10 protein-coding genes and 5 tRNA genes are annotated in these 15,515 nt (G+C 62.3%); 5 read left to right on the top strand and 10 right to left on the bottom strand.

Annotation, left to right across the window (positions count from 1 at the left end; genetic code table 11):
- Positions 1-150 precede the first annotated feature (150 nt).
- Positions 151-1,053: a TIGR01777 family oxidoreductase gene (locus FE240_RS02790; protein WP_193003297.1), complete on the top strand. Its 903-nt coding sequence runs from the start codon at positions 151-153 to the stop codon at positions 1,051-1,053.
- Positions 1,054-1,091: 38 nt separating this feature from the next.
- On the opposite strand, the gene FE240_RS02785 is transcribed toward FE240_RS02790, so the two are convergent.
- Together FE240_RS02785 and FE240_RS02780 are read right to left on the bottom strand one after the other, a co-directional pair.
- Positions 1,092-3,536, bottom strand: a complete 2,445-nt coding sequence (locus tag FE240_RS02785; protein ID WP_193003296.1) for an ABC transporter permease — start codon at positions 3,534-3,536, stop codon at positions 1,092-1,094.
- On the bottom strand, positions 3,533-4,219 hold the full coding sequence (locus FE240_RS02780; RefSeq protein ID WP_042046808.1) for an ABC transporter ATP-binding protein: 687 nt from the start codon (positions 4,217-4,219) through the stop codon (positions 3,533-3,535). Before FE240_RS02780 ends, FE240_RS02785 begins: the two co-directional genes overlap by 4 nt.
- Between FE240_RS02780 and FE240_RS02775 the strand changes: the two genes are divergently transcribed.
- On the top strand, positions 4,218-4,832 hold the full coding sequence (locus FE240_RS02775; protein ID WP_193003295.1) for an arylesterase: 615 nt from the start codon (positions 4,218-4,220) through the stop codon (positions 4,830-4,832). The two genes, FE240_RS02780 and FE240_RS02775, sit on opposite strands and share 2 nt — an antisense overlap.
- 339 nt (positions 4,833-5,171) lie before the next feature.
- On the opposite strand, the gene FE240_RS02770 is transcribed toward FE240_RS02775, so the two are convergent.
- From FE240_RS02770 to gltX, 8 genes are all read right to left on the bottom strand, one after another.
- Positions 5,172-6,110, bottom strand: a complete 939-nt coding sequence (locus FE240_RS02770) for a chemotaxis protein CheV (protein ID WP_193003294.1) — start codon at positions 6,108-6,110, stop codon at positions 5,172-5,174.
- 134 nt (positions 6,111-6,244) lie between these two features.
- Positions 6,245-9,283, bottom strand: coding sequence for a glycosyl hydrolase family 18 protein (locus tag FE240_RS02765; protein ID WP_193003293.1), 3,039 nt, complete (start codon positions 9,281-9,283; stop codon positions 6,245-6,247).
- Positions 9,284-9,706: 423 nt separating this feature from the next.
- Positions 9,707-9,782: transfer RNA gene (locus FE240_RS02760), tRNA-Ala, on the bottom strand.
- Positions 9,783-9,843: 61 nt separating this feature from the next.
- Positions 9,844-9,919 (bottom strand) — tRNA-Ala (locus FE240_RS02755).
- A 43-nt stretch (positions 9,920-9,962) separates the two neighbouring features.
- Positions 9,963-10,038: transfer RNA gene (locus FE240_RS02750), tRNA-Ala, on the bottom strand.
- 37 nt (positions 10,039-10,075) lie between these two features.
- Positions 10,076-10,151: transfer RNA gene (locus tag FE240_RS02745), tRNA-Ala, on the bottom strand.
- Between the two features lie 28 nt (positions 10,152-10,179).
- Positions 10,180-10,255, bottom strand: a tRNA-Ala gene (locus FE240_RS02740).
- 212 nt (positions 10,256-10,467) lie between these two features.
- Complete coding sequence (gene gltX / locus FE240_RS02735) at positions 10,468-11,883, bottom strand: glutamate--tRNA ligase (protein ID WP_042046814.1); 1,416 nt, start codon at positions 11,881-11,883, stop codon at positions 10,468-10,470.
- A 246-nt stretch (positions 11,884-12,129) separates the two neighbouring features.
- Between gltX and FE240_RS02730 the strand changes: the two genes are divergently transcribed.
- The 3 genes from FE240_RS02730 to FE240_RS02720 all read left to right on the top strand — a co-directional run bounded on the left by FE240_RS02730 (position 12,130) and on the right by FE240_RS02720 (position 15,455).
- Positions 12,130-14,232, top strand: a complete 2,103-nt coding sequence (locus FE240_RS02730) for a methyl-accepting chemotaxis protein (protein ID WP_193003292.1) — start codon at positions 12,130-12,132, stop codon at positions 14,230-14,232.
- A 102-nt stretch (positions 14,233-14,334) separates the two neighbouring features.
- Positions 14,335-15,027 carry a LysM-like peptidoglycan-binding domain-containing protein gene (locus tag FE240_RS02725; RefSeq protein WP_193003291.1) on the top strand — a complete coding sequence of 231 codons (693 nt, stop codon included), beginning with the start codon at positions 14,335-14,337 and terminating at the stop codon, positions 15,025-15,027.
- Positions 15,028-15,245: 218 nt separating this feature from the next.
- Positions 15,246-15,455: a cold-shock protein gene (locus FE240_RS02720; RefSeq protein WP_042046817.1), complete on the top strand. Its 210-nt coding sequence runs from the start codon at positions 15,246-15,248 to the stop codon at positions 15,453-15,455.
- Positions 15,456-15,515 lie beyond the last annotated feature (60 nt).

Here is a 15,515-nt window from a genome sequence, read left to right as displayed (position 1 = left end):
GATCGTTTGTAAGGAAGCAACACCGACAGGCGAAGATCAATACGTGCCAGACCGCGTCGATGAAGGATCCTACAAGCCTAATTAATACAATGACTTGTTGGCTCTAAAACGACTCACTAGAGTAAACATAAACAACTGTCAGGAGCGTCCATGAAGATCCTCATCACCGGCGGTACCGGCTTTATTGGCCGTGAAGTGGTCACTCGCCTCGCCCAGCACCGGCTGGTCATCCTGACCCGACATCCCCAGCAGGCCAAGGCGCTGCTGGGGGAAGAGCACAGCTTCATCGACAATCTCGATCGGCTCGACAACCTGGATGGTTTCGATGCGGTCATCAACCTGGCGGGTGAACCGATCGCCGATCAACGCTGGAGCGAGGCGCGCAAACAACTGCTGTGTGACAGCCGCTGGTTGCTGACCGAGCAACTGGTCGATCTGTTTCGCCTCTCCGGGCAGCCACCCCGGGTGCTGATCAACGCCTCGGCGGTCGGCTGGTATGGCCGGCAAGGGCCCGAGCCCATCGATGAGCGCTGCCAGACGCCTCACCTGGAGTTCACCCATCAACTCTGCCAGCGCTGGGAGGCGTTAGCGATGGAAGCCCAGAGCCAGCACACCCGGGTCTGCTTGCTGCGCATCGGCATCGTGCTGGGCAAGGAGGGAGGAGCACTGGCCAAGATGTTGCCCGCCTATCGGCTGGGGCTCGGTGGCCCCATGGGCAGTGGCGAGCAGATGATGAGCTGGATCCACCGGCAGGATCTGGTGCGCGCCATCCTGTTTCTGCTTGAACACGAGCTGTGCCACGGCGTCTATAACGGCACCGCCCCCCAACCGGTCAGCAACAGGGCTTTTAGCAAGACGCTGGCGGCCATCTTGCACCGCCCCCATCTGCTGAGCGTGCCAGCCCCCCTGCTGCGTCTGGTCATGGGGGAGGCCAGCGATCTGCTGCTGACCGGCCAGACCGTGGTGCCCACACGGCTGCTCGAGGCAGGCTTTCACTTCGACTACCCCCACCTGCCGGAGGCCCTCTCCAGCCTGCTCGCTCGCCAAGGATGACGTCAGGATGAAACAGGGGGCCAAGGCCCCCTGTTTTACTACAAGGTCCCCTGCCCCATGCCGCGCAGCCGCCCGCCCAGGGTGCCGCCGAGCAGATGGCGGCGCCACCCCTGCCCCACCAGGGTCACCAGCAAGGCGCCGAGCAGCGGCAGGCCAAACCAGAGGCTCGGATGCCAACTGAGCGAGCCGGAGAACCACCACTGCTGCAGGAACAATACGCACCCTTCTGCCACCAGCGCGGCGCACAATCCCGCCAAGGCGCCGGTCAGCATCAGCTCCCACCCCAGCATGCGTGACAGCAGTGGCCCTGGGGCCCCCAGGGTGCGCATCAGCACCAGCTCATTGCGCCGCGTCGCCAATGAAGCCTGAGTCTGAGCCAGCAGCACCAGCAACGCCGCCGCCGTCACCAGCCCCAGCATCACCGCGAGCGCTCGGCTCACTTGGGCCGAGATGGTGGTGAGGCGCGCGATGAGATCATCCACGTCGATGAGGCTCACGGTGGGGAACTCCCGCACCAGTTGCAGCTCGGCACGTTGCATACCATTTGGCAGGCGGTAGCTCCCCATCCAGGTGAGCGTGAAGGGCTCCAGCAGATCCGGTGAGAAGATCATGTAGAAGTTGGGGCGCATGCTGTCCCAGCGAATGGCGCGCAAACTGGTGACCTTGGCGCTGAAGGGGCGCCCCTCAATGGTGAAGCCCAGTTCATCGCCGAGCCGGATGCCGAGCCTTGCCGCCACCTCGGCATCGAGCGAGACCTGCCCAGGCCCGTTGAGCCACTCACCGGCCGTGATGCGGTTACCCGCCGGCAGAGTGTCGGTGGTGGTAAAGTTGAGCTCGCGCTCGATCCCCTCGCGCCCCGCTCTGCCCTCCTCGGCCACCGCTTCGCCGGCGATACGGGTAAGCCGGCCACGCACCATGGGATAGAAGTCAGAGGTCTCAGCGCCCGCCTCCTTGAGCAGGGCCAGCACCGGGATCCGCTCTTCCGGCATCAGGTTGACTAGGAAGCGGTTGGGCGCGTCGGCCGGCAGATGCTGGCGGATGTCGCCGATCAGATCGCTGCGCACCGCCCAGAGCAGCCCGAGCAGCAGCAATGCCAGCGAAAAACCGGCCAACTGGAACAGCCCGGAGCCACGCTCACGGGCCATATGCGCCAACGCCAAGCGCAGTGGCTGCGGCGCCCGCATCCGTCGGCCGAGGCGCAGCAGCGAGGAGCCAAGCAAGGCTAGCAGCCCCATCAGCCCCCCCATCCCTCCGATCAGCCCGAGCGCCAGCAGGGCATCCCCCATGAATCCCCACACCAGCACAAACAACCCGACCAACCCCACCGGGACTCCCCACCAGCTCGGAATATCGGCATCCAGCTCCCGGCGCAGCACCTTGAGCGGCGGAATGTGCAGCAGACGCAAGAAGGGGATCAACACCAGCATCAGGGTCACAAACAGAGCCACCGCCAGCGCCAGGGCAAACGGGCGCCAGGAGGGGGGCGGTAACTCAGAAGGCAGCAGGCTCCCGAGGAGTGAGAGGGCCAGCGCCTGCACACCGAATCCCAGCAGCAACCCGATGATCCCGCCGGTCAGGGTGAGCCCGAGCAACAGGCTGCCCAGCAAGCGCCACAACGACCCGCGCGTGGCCCCCAGCGTCTTGAGCAGAGCCATCATGCCGGTCTGGCGCTCGGCGAACTGACGCACGGCAATGGCCATGGCGAGCGTTCCGAGTAGCACACCGGTGAGCGCCGCGAGGCGGAAGAAACGCTCGGCGTTGGCCAGGGTCTTGCCACTGCGGCTCTCGCCGCTGTCGGGGGTAAGCCAGCGCTGCCCCGGTAGGGTCAGCCGCTCCCTGTCGAGGGAGGTCAATGCCTCGCGCGGCGCCTGGAGCAGATAGCGCCACTCCTGGCGACTGCCTGGCAACAGGGCGCCGATCTGCCCGAGATCGTCCACATGTACCAGAGCGCGCGGGGCCAGCTGAAAGGGGCTAAAGCCCTGATCCGGCTCCTCCAGCAGGGTGCCGGCCACCTTCAAGCTGGCGTTCCCCGCCTCCAGCTCGTCCCCCAGTCGGGTGCCAAGCAGCGCCATCAGTCGGGGCGAAAGCCAGATAGTGCCGGGAGTAACGGCCCCCTCCGGGGTGGTTTTGAGGGTGCCATAGAAGGGGAAATCGCCGGGTACGGCGCGCAAGGAGGCCAGCTGGAACGCCTCCCCATGAAACAGCATGGTGTTGAAGCTGACGGTGGCCTGCACCTTGGCGCCGGCCTGCTGCCAGCGACCGAGTTGCAGTGGCTCGACAGGGCGGGGGGAGACCAGCACTCGATCACCGCCGATAAACTCGCGCCCCGACGCCTTGAGCCCCGCATCGAGCCGATCGGCCAGCAGCGCCACACTCACCACACAGGCCACACACAGGGCCAAAGCCAGGATAAACCAGCGCAGCTCCCCCTGTAACCCTTCCCGGTAGAGCAGGCGCAGGGCGAGACGAGACGTTCCCCTCATGCGACCTCCTGCTCGAGCAGCCGGCCGGCACTGATCTCGATACGCCGCTCACAGCGCCCGGCCAGCACCGGATCATGGGTAACCACCACCAGGGTGGTGCCATGCTGCCGGTTGAGCTCAAACAGCAGCTCGATGATCCGGGCGCCGGTCTTGCTGTCGAGATTGCCGGTCGGCTCGTCGGCCAGCAGCAGGGCCGGCTGGCAGATAAAGGCGCGGGCAATGGCCACCCGCTGCTGCTCACCGCCGGAGAGGCGCGCTGGCAGGTGGTGCAGCCGCTCACCGAGCCCCACCCGTTCGAGCAGGGCGCGGGCCCTTGGCTCGGCATCGCGATCGCCGCGCAGCTCGGCGGGCAGCATGACATTCTCAAGGGCGGTCAGGGTCGGCAGCAACAGGAAGGACTGAAACACGAAGCCGATCTGCTCGGCCCTGAGCCGGGCCCGCCCCTCCTCGTCGAGGGCGCCGAGGGAGTGGCCGTGGATGAAGATCTCCCCCGCACTCGGCAGATCGAGTCCGGCCAGCAACCCCAGCAGGGTCGACTTGCCGGAGCCGGAGGCGCCAAGCAGGGCCACCGTCTCCCCAACCTTGACTTGCAACGAGATCCCCTCAAGGATGGTCAGCGTCTCCTGACCCAGGGTGACCTCTTTTCCAACGTTTCTGGCTTCAATCATGGGAGTAAATGTCATGGCGCGTGTCCTGCTTGCCTTGTTGTGCTACTTGGGGTCAATCGGCCTGGCGCAGGCGCAGAGCCTGCTGATCCTGGGGGACAGCCTGAGTGCAGGTTACCAGATGCCGCTGGAAAAAAGTTGGCCCTCACTCCTGCAGGAGCGCTGGGTCCGCGAGGGGGATATCCACCGCGCCATCAACGCCAGCATCAGTGGCGAAACAACTCAGGGGGCGCTGACGCGCCTGCCCGCCCTGCTCAAGGAGCACCAACCAGACTGGGTTCTGATCGAGCTGGGCGGCAACGATGGGCTGCGCGGGTTTCCTCCTCAGGTCACCGAGCGCAATCTCACCGCACTCATCGACAGGGCCACAGCGGCAGGAGCCAGGGTGATCCTGACCCAGATCAGACTGCCGCCCAACTATGGGGCGCGCTATGTCAGGCAGTTTGAACAGATTTATCCGAGCCTAGCCGAGCAGTACCGGCTGCCGCTCATGCCCTTCTTCCTCGATGATATTGCACTACACCCTGAACTCATGATGAATGATGGCATCCACCCCAAGCCAGAAGCTCAGCCACGCATTCGTGACACCGTGGCCCGCTTCGTCGCCCCCCTGTTGCAGGGGGAAGAGTAGATATCCCCATGTGAAGTGAGCGAAGGGCCTGGATGCGCAAACGCGTCTCCCCCTGACTTTCGGGCTGGCGGACCAAGAGCGCAACCATGCTCATCAAGCCACACGTACATTCGCTCGGGCAATAGATCGGTGATGGAAAAATAGCGTTCAGGAAAGGGACGACGAGCAATAAGCCGCGGGAATAGCAATCGTCTTAAAGAAGATCAGACATGGTTTAGCCATGCTCACGCCCCCTGGAATATCGAGGTGCGATGTCACAGGGGGCGTCGTACCACAGTGAGGGTCATTTCACTCGGATTGGTGAGGTATAAAAAAGGAGCCACTGGCTCCTTGTCGATTTTATTTTCCTCTGCGCAGTCGCTCTTGTACGGCCTGCACCAATAAATCGGGCTGGAATTTTGAAATCAGGAGATCGCATCCCACTTTCTTCACCATCTCATCATTAAAGCTCCCCGTCAGCGAGGTATTGAGCGTGATGAAAAGATTGGCCATGCGGGCATCACTGCGCACCTCTTTCGTCAAGCGGTAGCCATCCATCTCCGGCATCTCCGCATCGGTGATCATCAGCAGGATCTCATCCGTGACGCTCTTGCCAGCATCGCACCACCCTTGTAGCAGCGAGAGCGCCTCTTGACCATTGCTGCAAGAGATCACCTCGATCCCCAGTTGCGACAAGGTGGCCTTGACCTGCGAATGGGCCGTGGCCGAGTCATCGACCACCAGCACCTTAGTCCCCGACATCAGGGGGACTAAGGTCTCATCGAGCACCCCTTGCGAAATAGAAACATCATAAGTGACGATTTCAGCCAGCACTTTCTCAACATCGATAATCTCAATAAGGCTGGAAACCCCTTTATCCTCCACCTGAGCGATGGCAGTCAGATAATTTGAACGACCGGTTGAGCTGGGGGGCGGCTGAATATTTTTCCAAGAGACATTGACGATATTGTCTACCTGTCCGACTAAAAATCCCTGAATGCTCCGGTTGTACTCGGTGATGATTAAATTTCGCTCCCCACCGTCATTCATAGGACGCATGCCAATTGATGTTCTTAAATCGATCACAGGAACAGATACACCGCGGATATGAGCGATACCACTGACATTTGGACGTGAACCAGGAAGGCGAGTAAGAGGCGGCACTTTCACGACCTCTCGAACCTTAAAGACATTAATGGCAAACAATTGTTGATTACCAAGGCGAAACATCAGCAACTCGAGCCGGTTTTCTCCAACGAGTTGGGTACGCTGATCCACAGAGTCCAATATGCTTGCCATAGAGTGAATGATGCTCCTACGCGCTGATGAAGTGAATAAGGTGGAAAAGCTACGTGGTTCGCAGACACTTCCTTAACTTCATACTAAAGCGACCAAAAAAGAGCGGGGCTCCAGCCCCGCTACTTATTTTTCTGCTATTCGTAGCTACACACCAGCTTCCAGCTACCATCGCTCGCCTTGGGCTCGCTGCTGGTCCACCAGTTGGCCTGCCACACCCCCTTGTTGTGGGTGATGCGATCGCCAGCGTTGGCATGCTCCCCCTGTGGCCAGCTCGGATAGGCCGGATAGGCCGCCGGCACCACATTCAGGCTGCTGCAACCAGTGCCTCCCGGGGTCTCACCGGAGCCAGTGCTGCCCACCACGGCCTCGGGCAGGGTCGGGAACTCGCCCTTAAGGCCGATGCTCTGGCTACCCACCACGATGCGCATGCCGCTCGGTACCCCGGCCGCCGGCAAGTAGTAGGTCATCGCCACCTCCACGTCGGTGCCCGGCGCCCAGGCCTTCCAGGCCGGCAGCGTCATGGCCACCTTGTGGAAGTCCTTCTCGCCGGCGATGCCGTCGGCGTTCTGGTTGCCGCCACTTTCGACCACCTTGAGCCCCATGCCGCTCTGATCGGTCACGGTGTCGGAGGTGGAGGTGGGCACCAGGAACTCGATGCGGGTACCGCCCGCAATGGTCTGGGTCGAGTGGTTGGTGAGCTTCAACGTCGGGTTGATCGGATAGTTGGAGTCCCCCTCCTTGAAGCCTGACAGGCTCACGGCGATATCGAGCTGGGCGGCCGGGGCCGGCAGATCGTTTTGGGCCGTGCCGTAACGGTTCGCCTTGGCAAACTTGTCATAGGCGAGGCTGGTCAGGGTGTCGCCCATACCGTACTCATTCTTGGCCGGATCAAACTCATAGTCGCCAGCCATCTCCCAGAACATCACGCCGCCGAGGCCACGTTGGATGATGTAGTCGAGCTTGCGGCCCATGGACTCTTCATCCTCGGTGGAGAGGAACACCTTCTTCTGCTCGTTCCACAGCCAAGGCGCCTGCGCCTTGTCGTCGTAGTAGCGCACATACTGGCCTTGCATCACGTGGGCCGGGTTGTTGGGGTCCAGCCCCCAGGCCTGGCCGTAGCTCGGCATGGTGGTGATGCCAAGGCGAGCCGCATGCTCCAGGTTCTTGGCATGCCACATGGGCACGGCGCCGGCACCGACTTCCTTGCCGTTCTTGTCGAGATCATGCCAAAGGTTGTCGATACCGACCGCGCCATTACCACAGGGAATGGTGCCGCCACCGGTACCCGGCTGGCATTCGCTCTGGCTCGGCAGCGGCGCCTTACCGCCCAGGCCCTGGGTGCCACCGGTGACTCCCTGCCAGCCACGGGTATAGTAGGGCACGCCGACGTTGATCTTACCGGCCGCCAGGGCGCCACGGAAGTAGTGGGCCGCCCAGGCCGCGTTGAGGTAGCCGATGCCCCCATATTGCGCCTGGCTGTAGACCCCCCACTGCGCCAGCTCGCCGTCAGCCTTGTTGTCAAACAGGGCCGCGTTGTGGCCGACAAAGTGGTTCCAGGCCCCGTGGAAGTCGTACGTCATCAGGTTGACGTAGTCGAGGTACTGAGTGACCTGGAAGTTCTCCATGCCGCGCAGCAGATAGGCCGAGGCCGGTGAGGCGATGGTCAGCATGTATTTGCGCCCATCCTCATTGCCGGCGGCATCGAGCCGGGCGCGCAGGGTCTGCATCAGCACCTTGTAGTTGCCAAACAGCTTGCCACGGCAGAGGTTGGAGAGCGGGAAGTCGTTGGGGTTGCCCGCGTCCTTCATCGACGTGGGGTACTCGTAGTCGATATCCACCCCGTCAAAACCATACTGGCGGATGAAGCTCACCGCCGAGTTGGCAAAGGCGTTGATGCCGTCGCTGTTGACCGAGCAATCACCCTTGGTGGTGGCGCTATAGAAGCCACGGGTATCGGCCCAGCCCCCCACCGAGATCAGGGTCTTCACGTCCGGATATTGCTTCTTGTATTTCGACAGCAGGTTGAAGTGGCCCTGATAGGCGAACTCAGAGTCCATCTCGGCCCCCGGCACACCGTCCCAGGTCATCTTGGTCGCCGAGTCGTCCACCTTGATGGTGTGGCTCTGCTCGTCCACCGCGGCGAAGGCGTAGTTGATGTGGGTGATCTTGCTCCAGGGGATGTCGCTCACCAGGTAGGAGGGCAGGCCGTTCTTGCCGGTGCGCCAGGAGGTGAAATAACCGATGACCCGGCGGGCGTGGTCATCCCCCATGCACTCGTAGCCATCCGGGCGGTAGATCTGGCGCACGTCGCAGGAGAGGTTGCCGCCGGGGGGGGGCAAGGCGGCCTCCTCGACTGTGACGCTGACCGGGGCCGACTCGCCGGCCAGGTTGGTCTGGTCGGTCGCGACCAGCTTGAGCGATGCGCTTCCCTTGAGATCCGGCGTCCAGTTCACCTGCCAGGGGGCGGCGTTGTCCTCGCCCACCTTCTTGCCGTCCACAAACAGCTCGACCTTAGCGACATCGTTGTTGACGTCGGTAACGTTGCCGCTCACCGCCACACTGCGCCCCAGCGTCACCTTGGCGCCGGTGGCGGGGCTACTGATGCTCACCTTGGGCGCCTCGGGCGCCACCACGGCGGCGACGTTGAAGCTGGAATCCGCCTCACTCAGCACCTTGCCATCGTTATCCAGCGCCCTGGCCTTGAGGGCATGGGCACCGACGCCAACGGCAGACCAGCTGGCACTCCAGGGGGAAGCGCTGGCCGTGGCGATAAGCTTGCCGTCGACCAGGTATTCCACCTTAGCCAGCGCCGTCACCGGCCCGCTCAGGGTCACCGCCAACGCGACGCTGGCCCCTTCGTTGACGCTGCTGCCCACGGCAGGGGAGCCGATGGCGACGACCAGGGCCGGAGGGGGCACCTCCCCGCCATAGCGCTTCCAAGCATCGCCCCAGACCGTCCCCACTCCTGGCTCGTAATGATAGGGCGAGGCCCCGCACCAGCCGGAGTAGGGGAACTCTTTGCACTCATAGAGATTGCCGACGTTGCTGACGATATCGCCCGCCTGGTAGGCGGTGCCCGCTTGATAGGGGGGATAGGCGGCCTGCGCCAAGGCAGGCATAAACGCCACGGCGACCAACGCCGCCAGGCGAGTAGGATGGAACCTGTTTTGCATTTTTTCTTCCTTGTTTTCTTGGCATGGTTATCCAAGACAAGGCAGACGCAGCAGGCCACGCTGGGGACAGAATGCAGGCATTGGACTATGCCACCGGCTCAAGCGGAATCCTGGGAAACCCACACCGTCTGAAGCGGTGTCTGGGTCTGCGTCCCGACAGCATCGGTGTGCCCTTGTCCCGGGTTCCTTGAGGAACGGCCCGAGTATAGGAACAGTCTGACAAGCGCTCAATCTTTGTTCGCGAAGAAAAACATCTATTTCTGATCGCCGCCATCCTGACCTATTGCTCATAAAACCATATAAATCATTCGATTATGACGGTGATATCGCTGCTTTTCCGAAGGGCACTAGGTTGCAGAAGTGTGGACAAGGTCACGGCGAGCGCCAAACAAAAAGGCCACCGCGATGCGGTGGCCTTCGATATGGTGGAGCTACGCGGGATCGAACCGCGGACCTCTTGCATGCCATGCAAGCGCTCTCCCAGCTGAGCTATAACCCCATATTTTCAGCGACGCGAAGGTGGGACTTCGTCATCGTTTCACGCCCTGCGTGAACCAACTTGGTGGAGCTAGACGGGATCGAACCGTCGACCTCTTGCATGCCATGCAAGCGCTCTCCCAGCTGAGCTATAGCCCCAAGTCTGGTGCTGATCGCCCGGCGAACCGGTCGACCGAAATGATGGTGGAGCTACGCGGGATCGAACCGCGGACCTCTTGCATGCCATGCAAGCGCTCTCCCAGCTGAGCTATAACCCCACAAAGGTTGGCTGTGAAGCCCTGGGCATCGGGAACCTGGTGGAGCTACGCGGGATCGAACCGCGGACCTCTTGCATGCCATGCAAGCGCTCTCCCAGCTGAGCTATAACCCCAGCGTTCCAGATGTTTCCGAGAAGAATTTGGTGGAGCTACACGGGATCGAACCGTGGACCTCTTGCATGCCATGCAAGCGCTCTCCCAGCTGAGCTATAACCCCAACTCACCTCGGCATCACCAGCAGATATTGCCCGGCGACGGAGGCGCATAATAGGCATCCCCCCTTGCGCTGTCAACACTAAAAATAACGCCAGGGCATCGCTTAGCCACTTTTCGAGCAGGCTGCTGCTTTTGCCAACACCGTTTCCCCCTCAGCCAGCCACAGACAACAAAAAGGGCCCCCGCAGGAGCCCTTGTCAGATGTGGCGTCTCTTATTCGGCCGCCATGCGCGCCGCGATGTACTCAAGCGCCCGCTCGATACGGGAGAGCACGCGCTCCTTGCCCACCAGGGCCATCACGGCGTCGATGGAGGGGGACTGGCCCTGACCGGTGACGGCCACGCGCAGCGGCATCCCGACCTTACCCATGCCCTGACCCAGTTCGGCGGCGGTGGCTTCGATCACCTCGTGCAGCGCCTCGGTGCTCCAGCTCTCCAGCGCAGCCAGCTTCTGCTTGGCCAGCGTCAGCGGCTCGGCAGCCACACCGCGCAGGTGCTTCTTGGCGGCGGCCTCGTCGATGGCCTCGTACTCCTCGAAGAAGTAACGGCTCTGGGCCGCCAGCTCACGCAGGGTGTTGCAGCGCTCGGCCAAGAGGGTGATCACGGCGGTCAGTTCGGGGCCGTTAGTGGTGTCAATGTTCTGGTCGGCCATGTGCCACGCCAGATGCTTGGCCACGTAAGCCGGGTCCAGGGTGCGCATGTAGTGGTTGTTGAGCCACAAGAGCTTGTCGGTGTTGAACGCCGACGCCGACTTGGAGATGGCATCCAGGCTGAACAGCTTGATCATCTCGTCGAGCGTGAAGATCTCCTGATCGCCGTGGGACCAGCCCAGACGCACCAGATAGTTCAGCAGCGCTTCGGGCAGGTAGCCGTCGTCGCGGTACTGCATCACGGACACAGCGCCGTGGCGCTTGGAGAGCTTGGCACCGTCGTCACCGAGGATCATCGAGACGTGGGCGAACTCCGGCACCGGCGCGTTCAGCGCCTTGTAGATGTTGATCTGGCGCGGGGTGTTGTTGATATGGTCTTCACCACGCACCACGTGGGTGATCTCCATGTCCCAGTCATCGACCACCACGCAGAAGTTGTAGGTGGGCGCGCCGTCGGTGCGGCGGATGATGAGATCGTCCAGCTCGCTGTTGGCAAACTCGATGCGGCCACGCACGTGGTCGTCGAACACCACCGAGCCTTCGCTCGGGTTGCGAAAGCGGATCACATGGGGGGCGTCAGCCGGGTGATCGTGCTGGTGATCGCGGCACTGACCGTCATAGCGCGGCTTCTCGCCCTTGGCCATCTGCTCTTCGCGCAGCGCCTCGAGGCGCTCCTTGGAGCAGTAGCACTTGTAGGCACGGCCATCGGCCAGCATCTCGTCGATAAGGCCGTTGTAGCGGTCGAAACGCTTGGTCTGGTAGTAGGGGCCCTCATCCCAGCTCAACCCCAGCCACTCCATGCCCTCGATGATGGCGTCGATGGCCTCCTGGGTGGAACGTTCCAGGTCGGTATCCTCGATACGCAGCACGAATTCGCCGCCCTGATTCCGGGCAAACAGCCAAGAGTAGAGGGCAGTACGGGCACCGCCGACGTGCAAAAAGCCGGTCGGGCTGGGAGCAAAGCGGGTTTTGACTTTCATGGTTGAGCCTTGTGTGGATGACCCATTGCGGGCCGATTCGCCATTAAAACCGCGGCATTTTAGCATCGGGGGCGGCAGATGGGAAAAGCCGTGACCATTTTTCATCCCTGCCCCGAATGGGAAACATTGAATCCCGTCGCAGACAGCCATCGGCACCGGCGCTAAGGTGCCAGGCCAGTTTTGCCGTTCAGATCCCGGCGCCTCGGCCGATAACAGGCTTCCTGCCCCAGCCACGGAGAGCATAAGATGCAGTTTCGCTCCATCCAGACCAAGATCCTGGTCATGGCCGGCCTGGCCATGACGGTGGCCTTGCTGTTACTGATCCTTCTCAACCAATACTCGGGCCGACAGACCCAGACCCTCACCATCGACTCCAGCCGTCAGGCACTGCAAGAGGAGGCATGGCAGAAGGTCACCGCCAACGCCCGCGCCGAGGCGGCCGTCATCACCCAACTGCTGCAAAAGAGCCTCTCCTACACCCAGCAACTGGCCAAGACCATGGCGCTGCAACAGGCAGGTCACCTCCCCTTGAGCCGCGAGAACGCCATCGCCCTGCTGCAAGCACAGCTCTCCCTCGATGACTCCCTCTATGGCAGTTTCGCCGGCTTCGAGCCCAACGGCTTCGATGGCCAGGATGCCGCCTTCAGCGGTCAGGCACCGCTCGGCAGCGACGCCAAGGGGCGCTTTGTGCCCTATTTCTACAAAGATGGCGCCAAGATAGGCAGCGATCTGCTGCTCTCCATCGACAAGGAGGAGCGCGACAGCTTTGGCAATCCGGCCAATGACTATTACGCCTGCCCCAAGAGCCATGGCCGCTCCTGTCTCATCGACCCGTTCCAGGTCGATATCAACGGTCAGAAGGTGATGGTGAGCACCATCACCACCCCGATCATGGCCAGCGGCGCCTTTCGCGGCGTGGTGGCGGTCGATCTGGAGATTGGCGCCCTGAGCCGGCAGGCCAAGAGCCTCAACGCCCATATCTACGACGGCAAGGGCGAGACCCTCATCATCAGCGCCGCCGGTGTCATCACCGGCACCAGCGGCAGTGACAGCAAGCTGGGCCAGCACGCCAACACCCTGCTTGGCGAGCAGTGGCGCGACTACCTCAAGCCCGAGGTGCAGCGCCAGGAGCTGGACGGCGCGTTTCGCATCTCGGTGCCGATCCTGGTGCCCGGCCTGGAGCGCAACTGGGCCATCATCGTCACCTTGCCCTACAAGGTGGTGCTGGCGCGGGCCGATCAGCTCGCGGCCCAGCTCACCGAGATGAACCGCGCCGCCCTTACCCAGCAGCTGGCCGGCGCTATCGCAGTGCTGGTGCTGGCTCTGCTGACCATGTTGCTCATCGCGCGCACCATCACGGGCCCCATTCGCCAGATGGTGGGGCTGGTCGATGACATCGCCGATGGCGAGGGGGATCTCACCAAGCGCCTGGTAAGCCGTTCGTCCGATGAGCTGGGGGCCCTCGCCAAGGGGATCAACCGTTTCATCGACAAGCTGCAACAGCTGCTCGGCGACGTGCTCACCACCGCCGGCGAAGTGAATCGCCATGCCGGCGCCACCGACCAGATCGCCGCCAGCACCAATGCCAACTTGCAACACCATCAGGCCGAGATGGATCAGATGCTCACCGCCGTCCAGGAGATGTCGTACGTGAGCCAGGAGGTGGCCACCCATGCCAACAACACGGCCGACTCCGCCAAACAGGCGCAGCAGGCCGCCGACCAAGGCAAGGGGCGCTTCCAGCAGATGATCGAGGCGATGCACAAGGTGGCCGACGAAGCGGCCCGCGGCGCCGAGGTGGTCGACAGTCTGGCCCGTGACAGCGCCCAGATCACCGACATCCTCACCGTGATTCAAGGGGTCGCCGATCAGACCAACCTGCTGGCCCTCAACGCCGCCATCGAGGCCGCCCGCGCCGGCGAGGCGGGACGCGGCTTTGCCGTGGTGGCCGACGAGGTGCGCAAACTGGCGGGCCACACCCAGCAGGCGGTGCAAGATACCCAGTCCCTCATCGACAGGATCCGTCACAGCTCGGGCAACGCGGTACAGGCCATCGGCCAGAGTCAGCAGCTGACCCAGCAGGCGATGCAGGAGGCGGATCAAGCCGAAGAGGCGCTCGGCCACATCTACCGCGCCATCTCGACCATCAACGACATGACCTATCAGATAGCGTCGGCGGCCGAAGAGCAGAGTTCGGTCTCCGACACCGTCTCGGGCAACCTGGCCAAGACCAATGCGTTGGCCGGTGAGATTGCCCATGATGCGGCTCAAACGGCACAAGCCAGCCAGGCGCTGCGCGCGGCGGCGGAGCGACTCCAAGCGCTGCTCGGTCAGTTCAAATTGCAATGAAGGTGTAAAATTCCTCGCCCGGACTCTCCCCCTCGGGGACGAGTCCGTTTACCATAGGCACCGAATTGCCTGATGGTGGCAATGCAGTAAGAGGAAAATACTGTGCCGACTCCGGATCGCCGTCCCCGCGGCCAACACCGCCGTGCCCGGCAGGGGCGCCGAGCGCCCGCCGAGGGATCCCTGCTTCAACGCATCCAGATCATGATGAAAGACTGGCGCCAGGCGCGTCAGGAGCGCGCCGCCGGCGCTGCCAAACCGTCTGCCTCCCGAAGCAGTGCCAACGCGCGGGGGAACTGGCTGGACAAGAGCCCGCTGCCACGCCGCCATACCCTGGGGCTGTTGATCCTGTTGCCGCTGTGGCTGATATTGCTGGCCTGGCAACCGAGCGACGAACTGCCCGCCACCGCGGCCGCCCCTTCCGGCTCGCTGGAGGTGCCGTTAGCCGTGCCGGTGCAGGCGGCCCGCACCAGCGACGGACAGCCCCAGAAGCCGGTCAAATCGGTTGAACAGCTGCCCGCAGGCTGGCAGTGGCTGGATCACGAGATCGGCGGTGGAGAGACCCTGTTTGCGGTGTTTCGCAAGTACCAGCTGCCGGGCGCCGAGCTGAGCCGTCTGGTGGCCATCGAAGGGCCGGATCGTCCGCTCACCCGCCTGCAATCAGGCAAGACGGTCAATATCCTGCTCGACAACAACCGCCGCATCCAGCGCGTCGAAATCCGCTCCCACGACGAGCCCATCTATCGTTATGTGCGCGAAAACGAAGGGTTTGCGCAAAAAGAGATCCCCGCCTCCTGACCCCCTGATGGGGAGGTTTTGCCTCCCCATCATCTCAATAGTTTTAGCTTGCTCAAAAAACCGTAATCCTATCTTTGACTTGTCATACCCCCTCCGTAGAATCGATGTCGCTTGGGACAGGGAAGGTCGCTATCAAAAGCGTTCGATCACCCGGAGTCTTGAGATGTAATGGCCCTCTACCAGGGTCTCTTTACCTCTGTTATTGATAGGATTGACACATGTCTGACATTCGCACCGGCCAGGTAAAATGGTTCAATGAAACCAAGGGCTTCGGCTTTATCGAACAGTCCCAAGGCCCGGACGTTTTCGTTCACTTCTCCTCCATCCAGTCTGACGGGTTCAAGACGCTGGCCGAAGGGCAGAAAGTCCAGTTCACCGTGACTCAAGGCAAGAAGGGCCCGCAGGCCGAGAACGTAAAACTCATCTAACGCTTGCGCTGGTGAAAAAAAAGAGGAGCCATGCTCCTCTTTTTTATTGCGCGTTGACCT

Source organism: Aeromonas simiae (assembly GCF_014892695.1).
Lineage (GTDB): Bacteria > Pseudomonadota > Gammaproteobacteria > Enterobacterales > Aeromonadaceae > Aeromonas > Aeromonas simiae.
The sequence above is the reverse complement of the archived record's forward strand: the minus strand, read 5'-3'. Positions and strand labels throughout refer to the sequence as shown.

Excerpts from the sequence above, each read along its gene's own strand:
- FE240_RS02730 (WP_193003292.1), top strand. The coding sequence starts at position 12,130 with ATGCAGTTTCGCTCCATCCAGACCAAGATCCTGGTCATGGCCGGCCTG.
- FE240_RS02765 (WP_193003293.1), bottom strand. The coding sequence starts at position 9,283 with ATGCAAAACAGGTTCCATCCTACTCGCCTGGCGGCGTTGGTCGCCGTG.
- gltX (WP_042046814.1), bottom strand. The coding sequence starts at position 11,883 with ATGAAAGTCAAAACCCGCTTTGCTCCCAGCCCGACCGGCTTTTTGCAC.
- FE240_RS02775 (WP_193003295.1), top strand. The coding sequence starts at position 4,218 with ATGGCGCGTGTCCTGCTTGCCTTGTTGTGCTACTTGGGGTCAATCGGC.
- FE240_RS02780 (WP_042046808.1), bottom strand. The coding sequence starts at position 4,219 with ATGACATTTACTCCCATGATTGAAGCCAGAAACGTTGGAAAAGAGGTC.
- FE240_RS02790 (WP_193003297.1), top strand. The coding sequence starts at position 151 with ATGAAGATCCTCATCACCGGCGGTACCGGCTTTATTGGCCGTGAAGTG.
- FE240_RS02785 (WP_193003296.1), bottom strand. The coding sequence starts at position 3,536 with ATGAGGGGAACGTCTCGTCTCGCCCTGCGCCTGCTCTACCGGGAAGGG.
- FE240_RS02770 (WP_193003294.1), bottom strand. The coding sequence starts at position 6,110 with ATGGCAAGCATATTGGACTCTGTGGATCAGCGTACCCAACTCGTTGGA.
- FE240_RS02720 (WP_042046817.1), top strand. The coding sequence starts at position 15,246 with ATGTCTGACATTCGCACCGGCCAGGTAAAATGGTTCAATGAAACCAAG.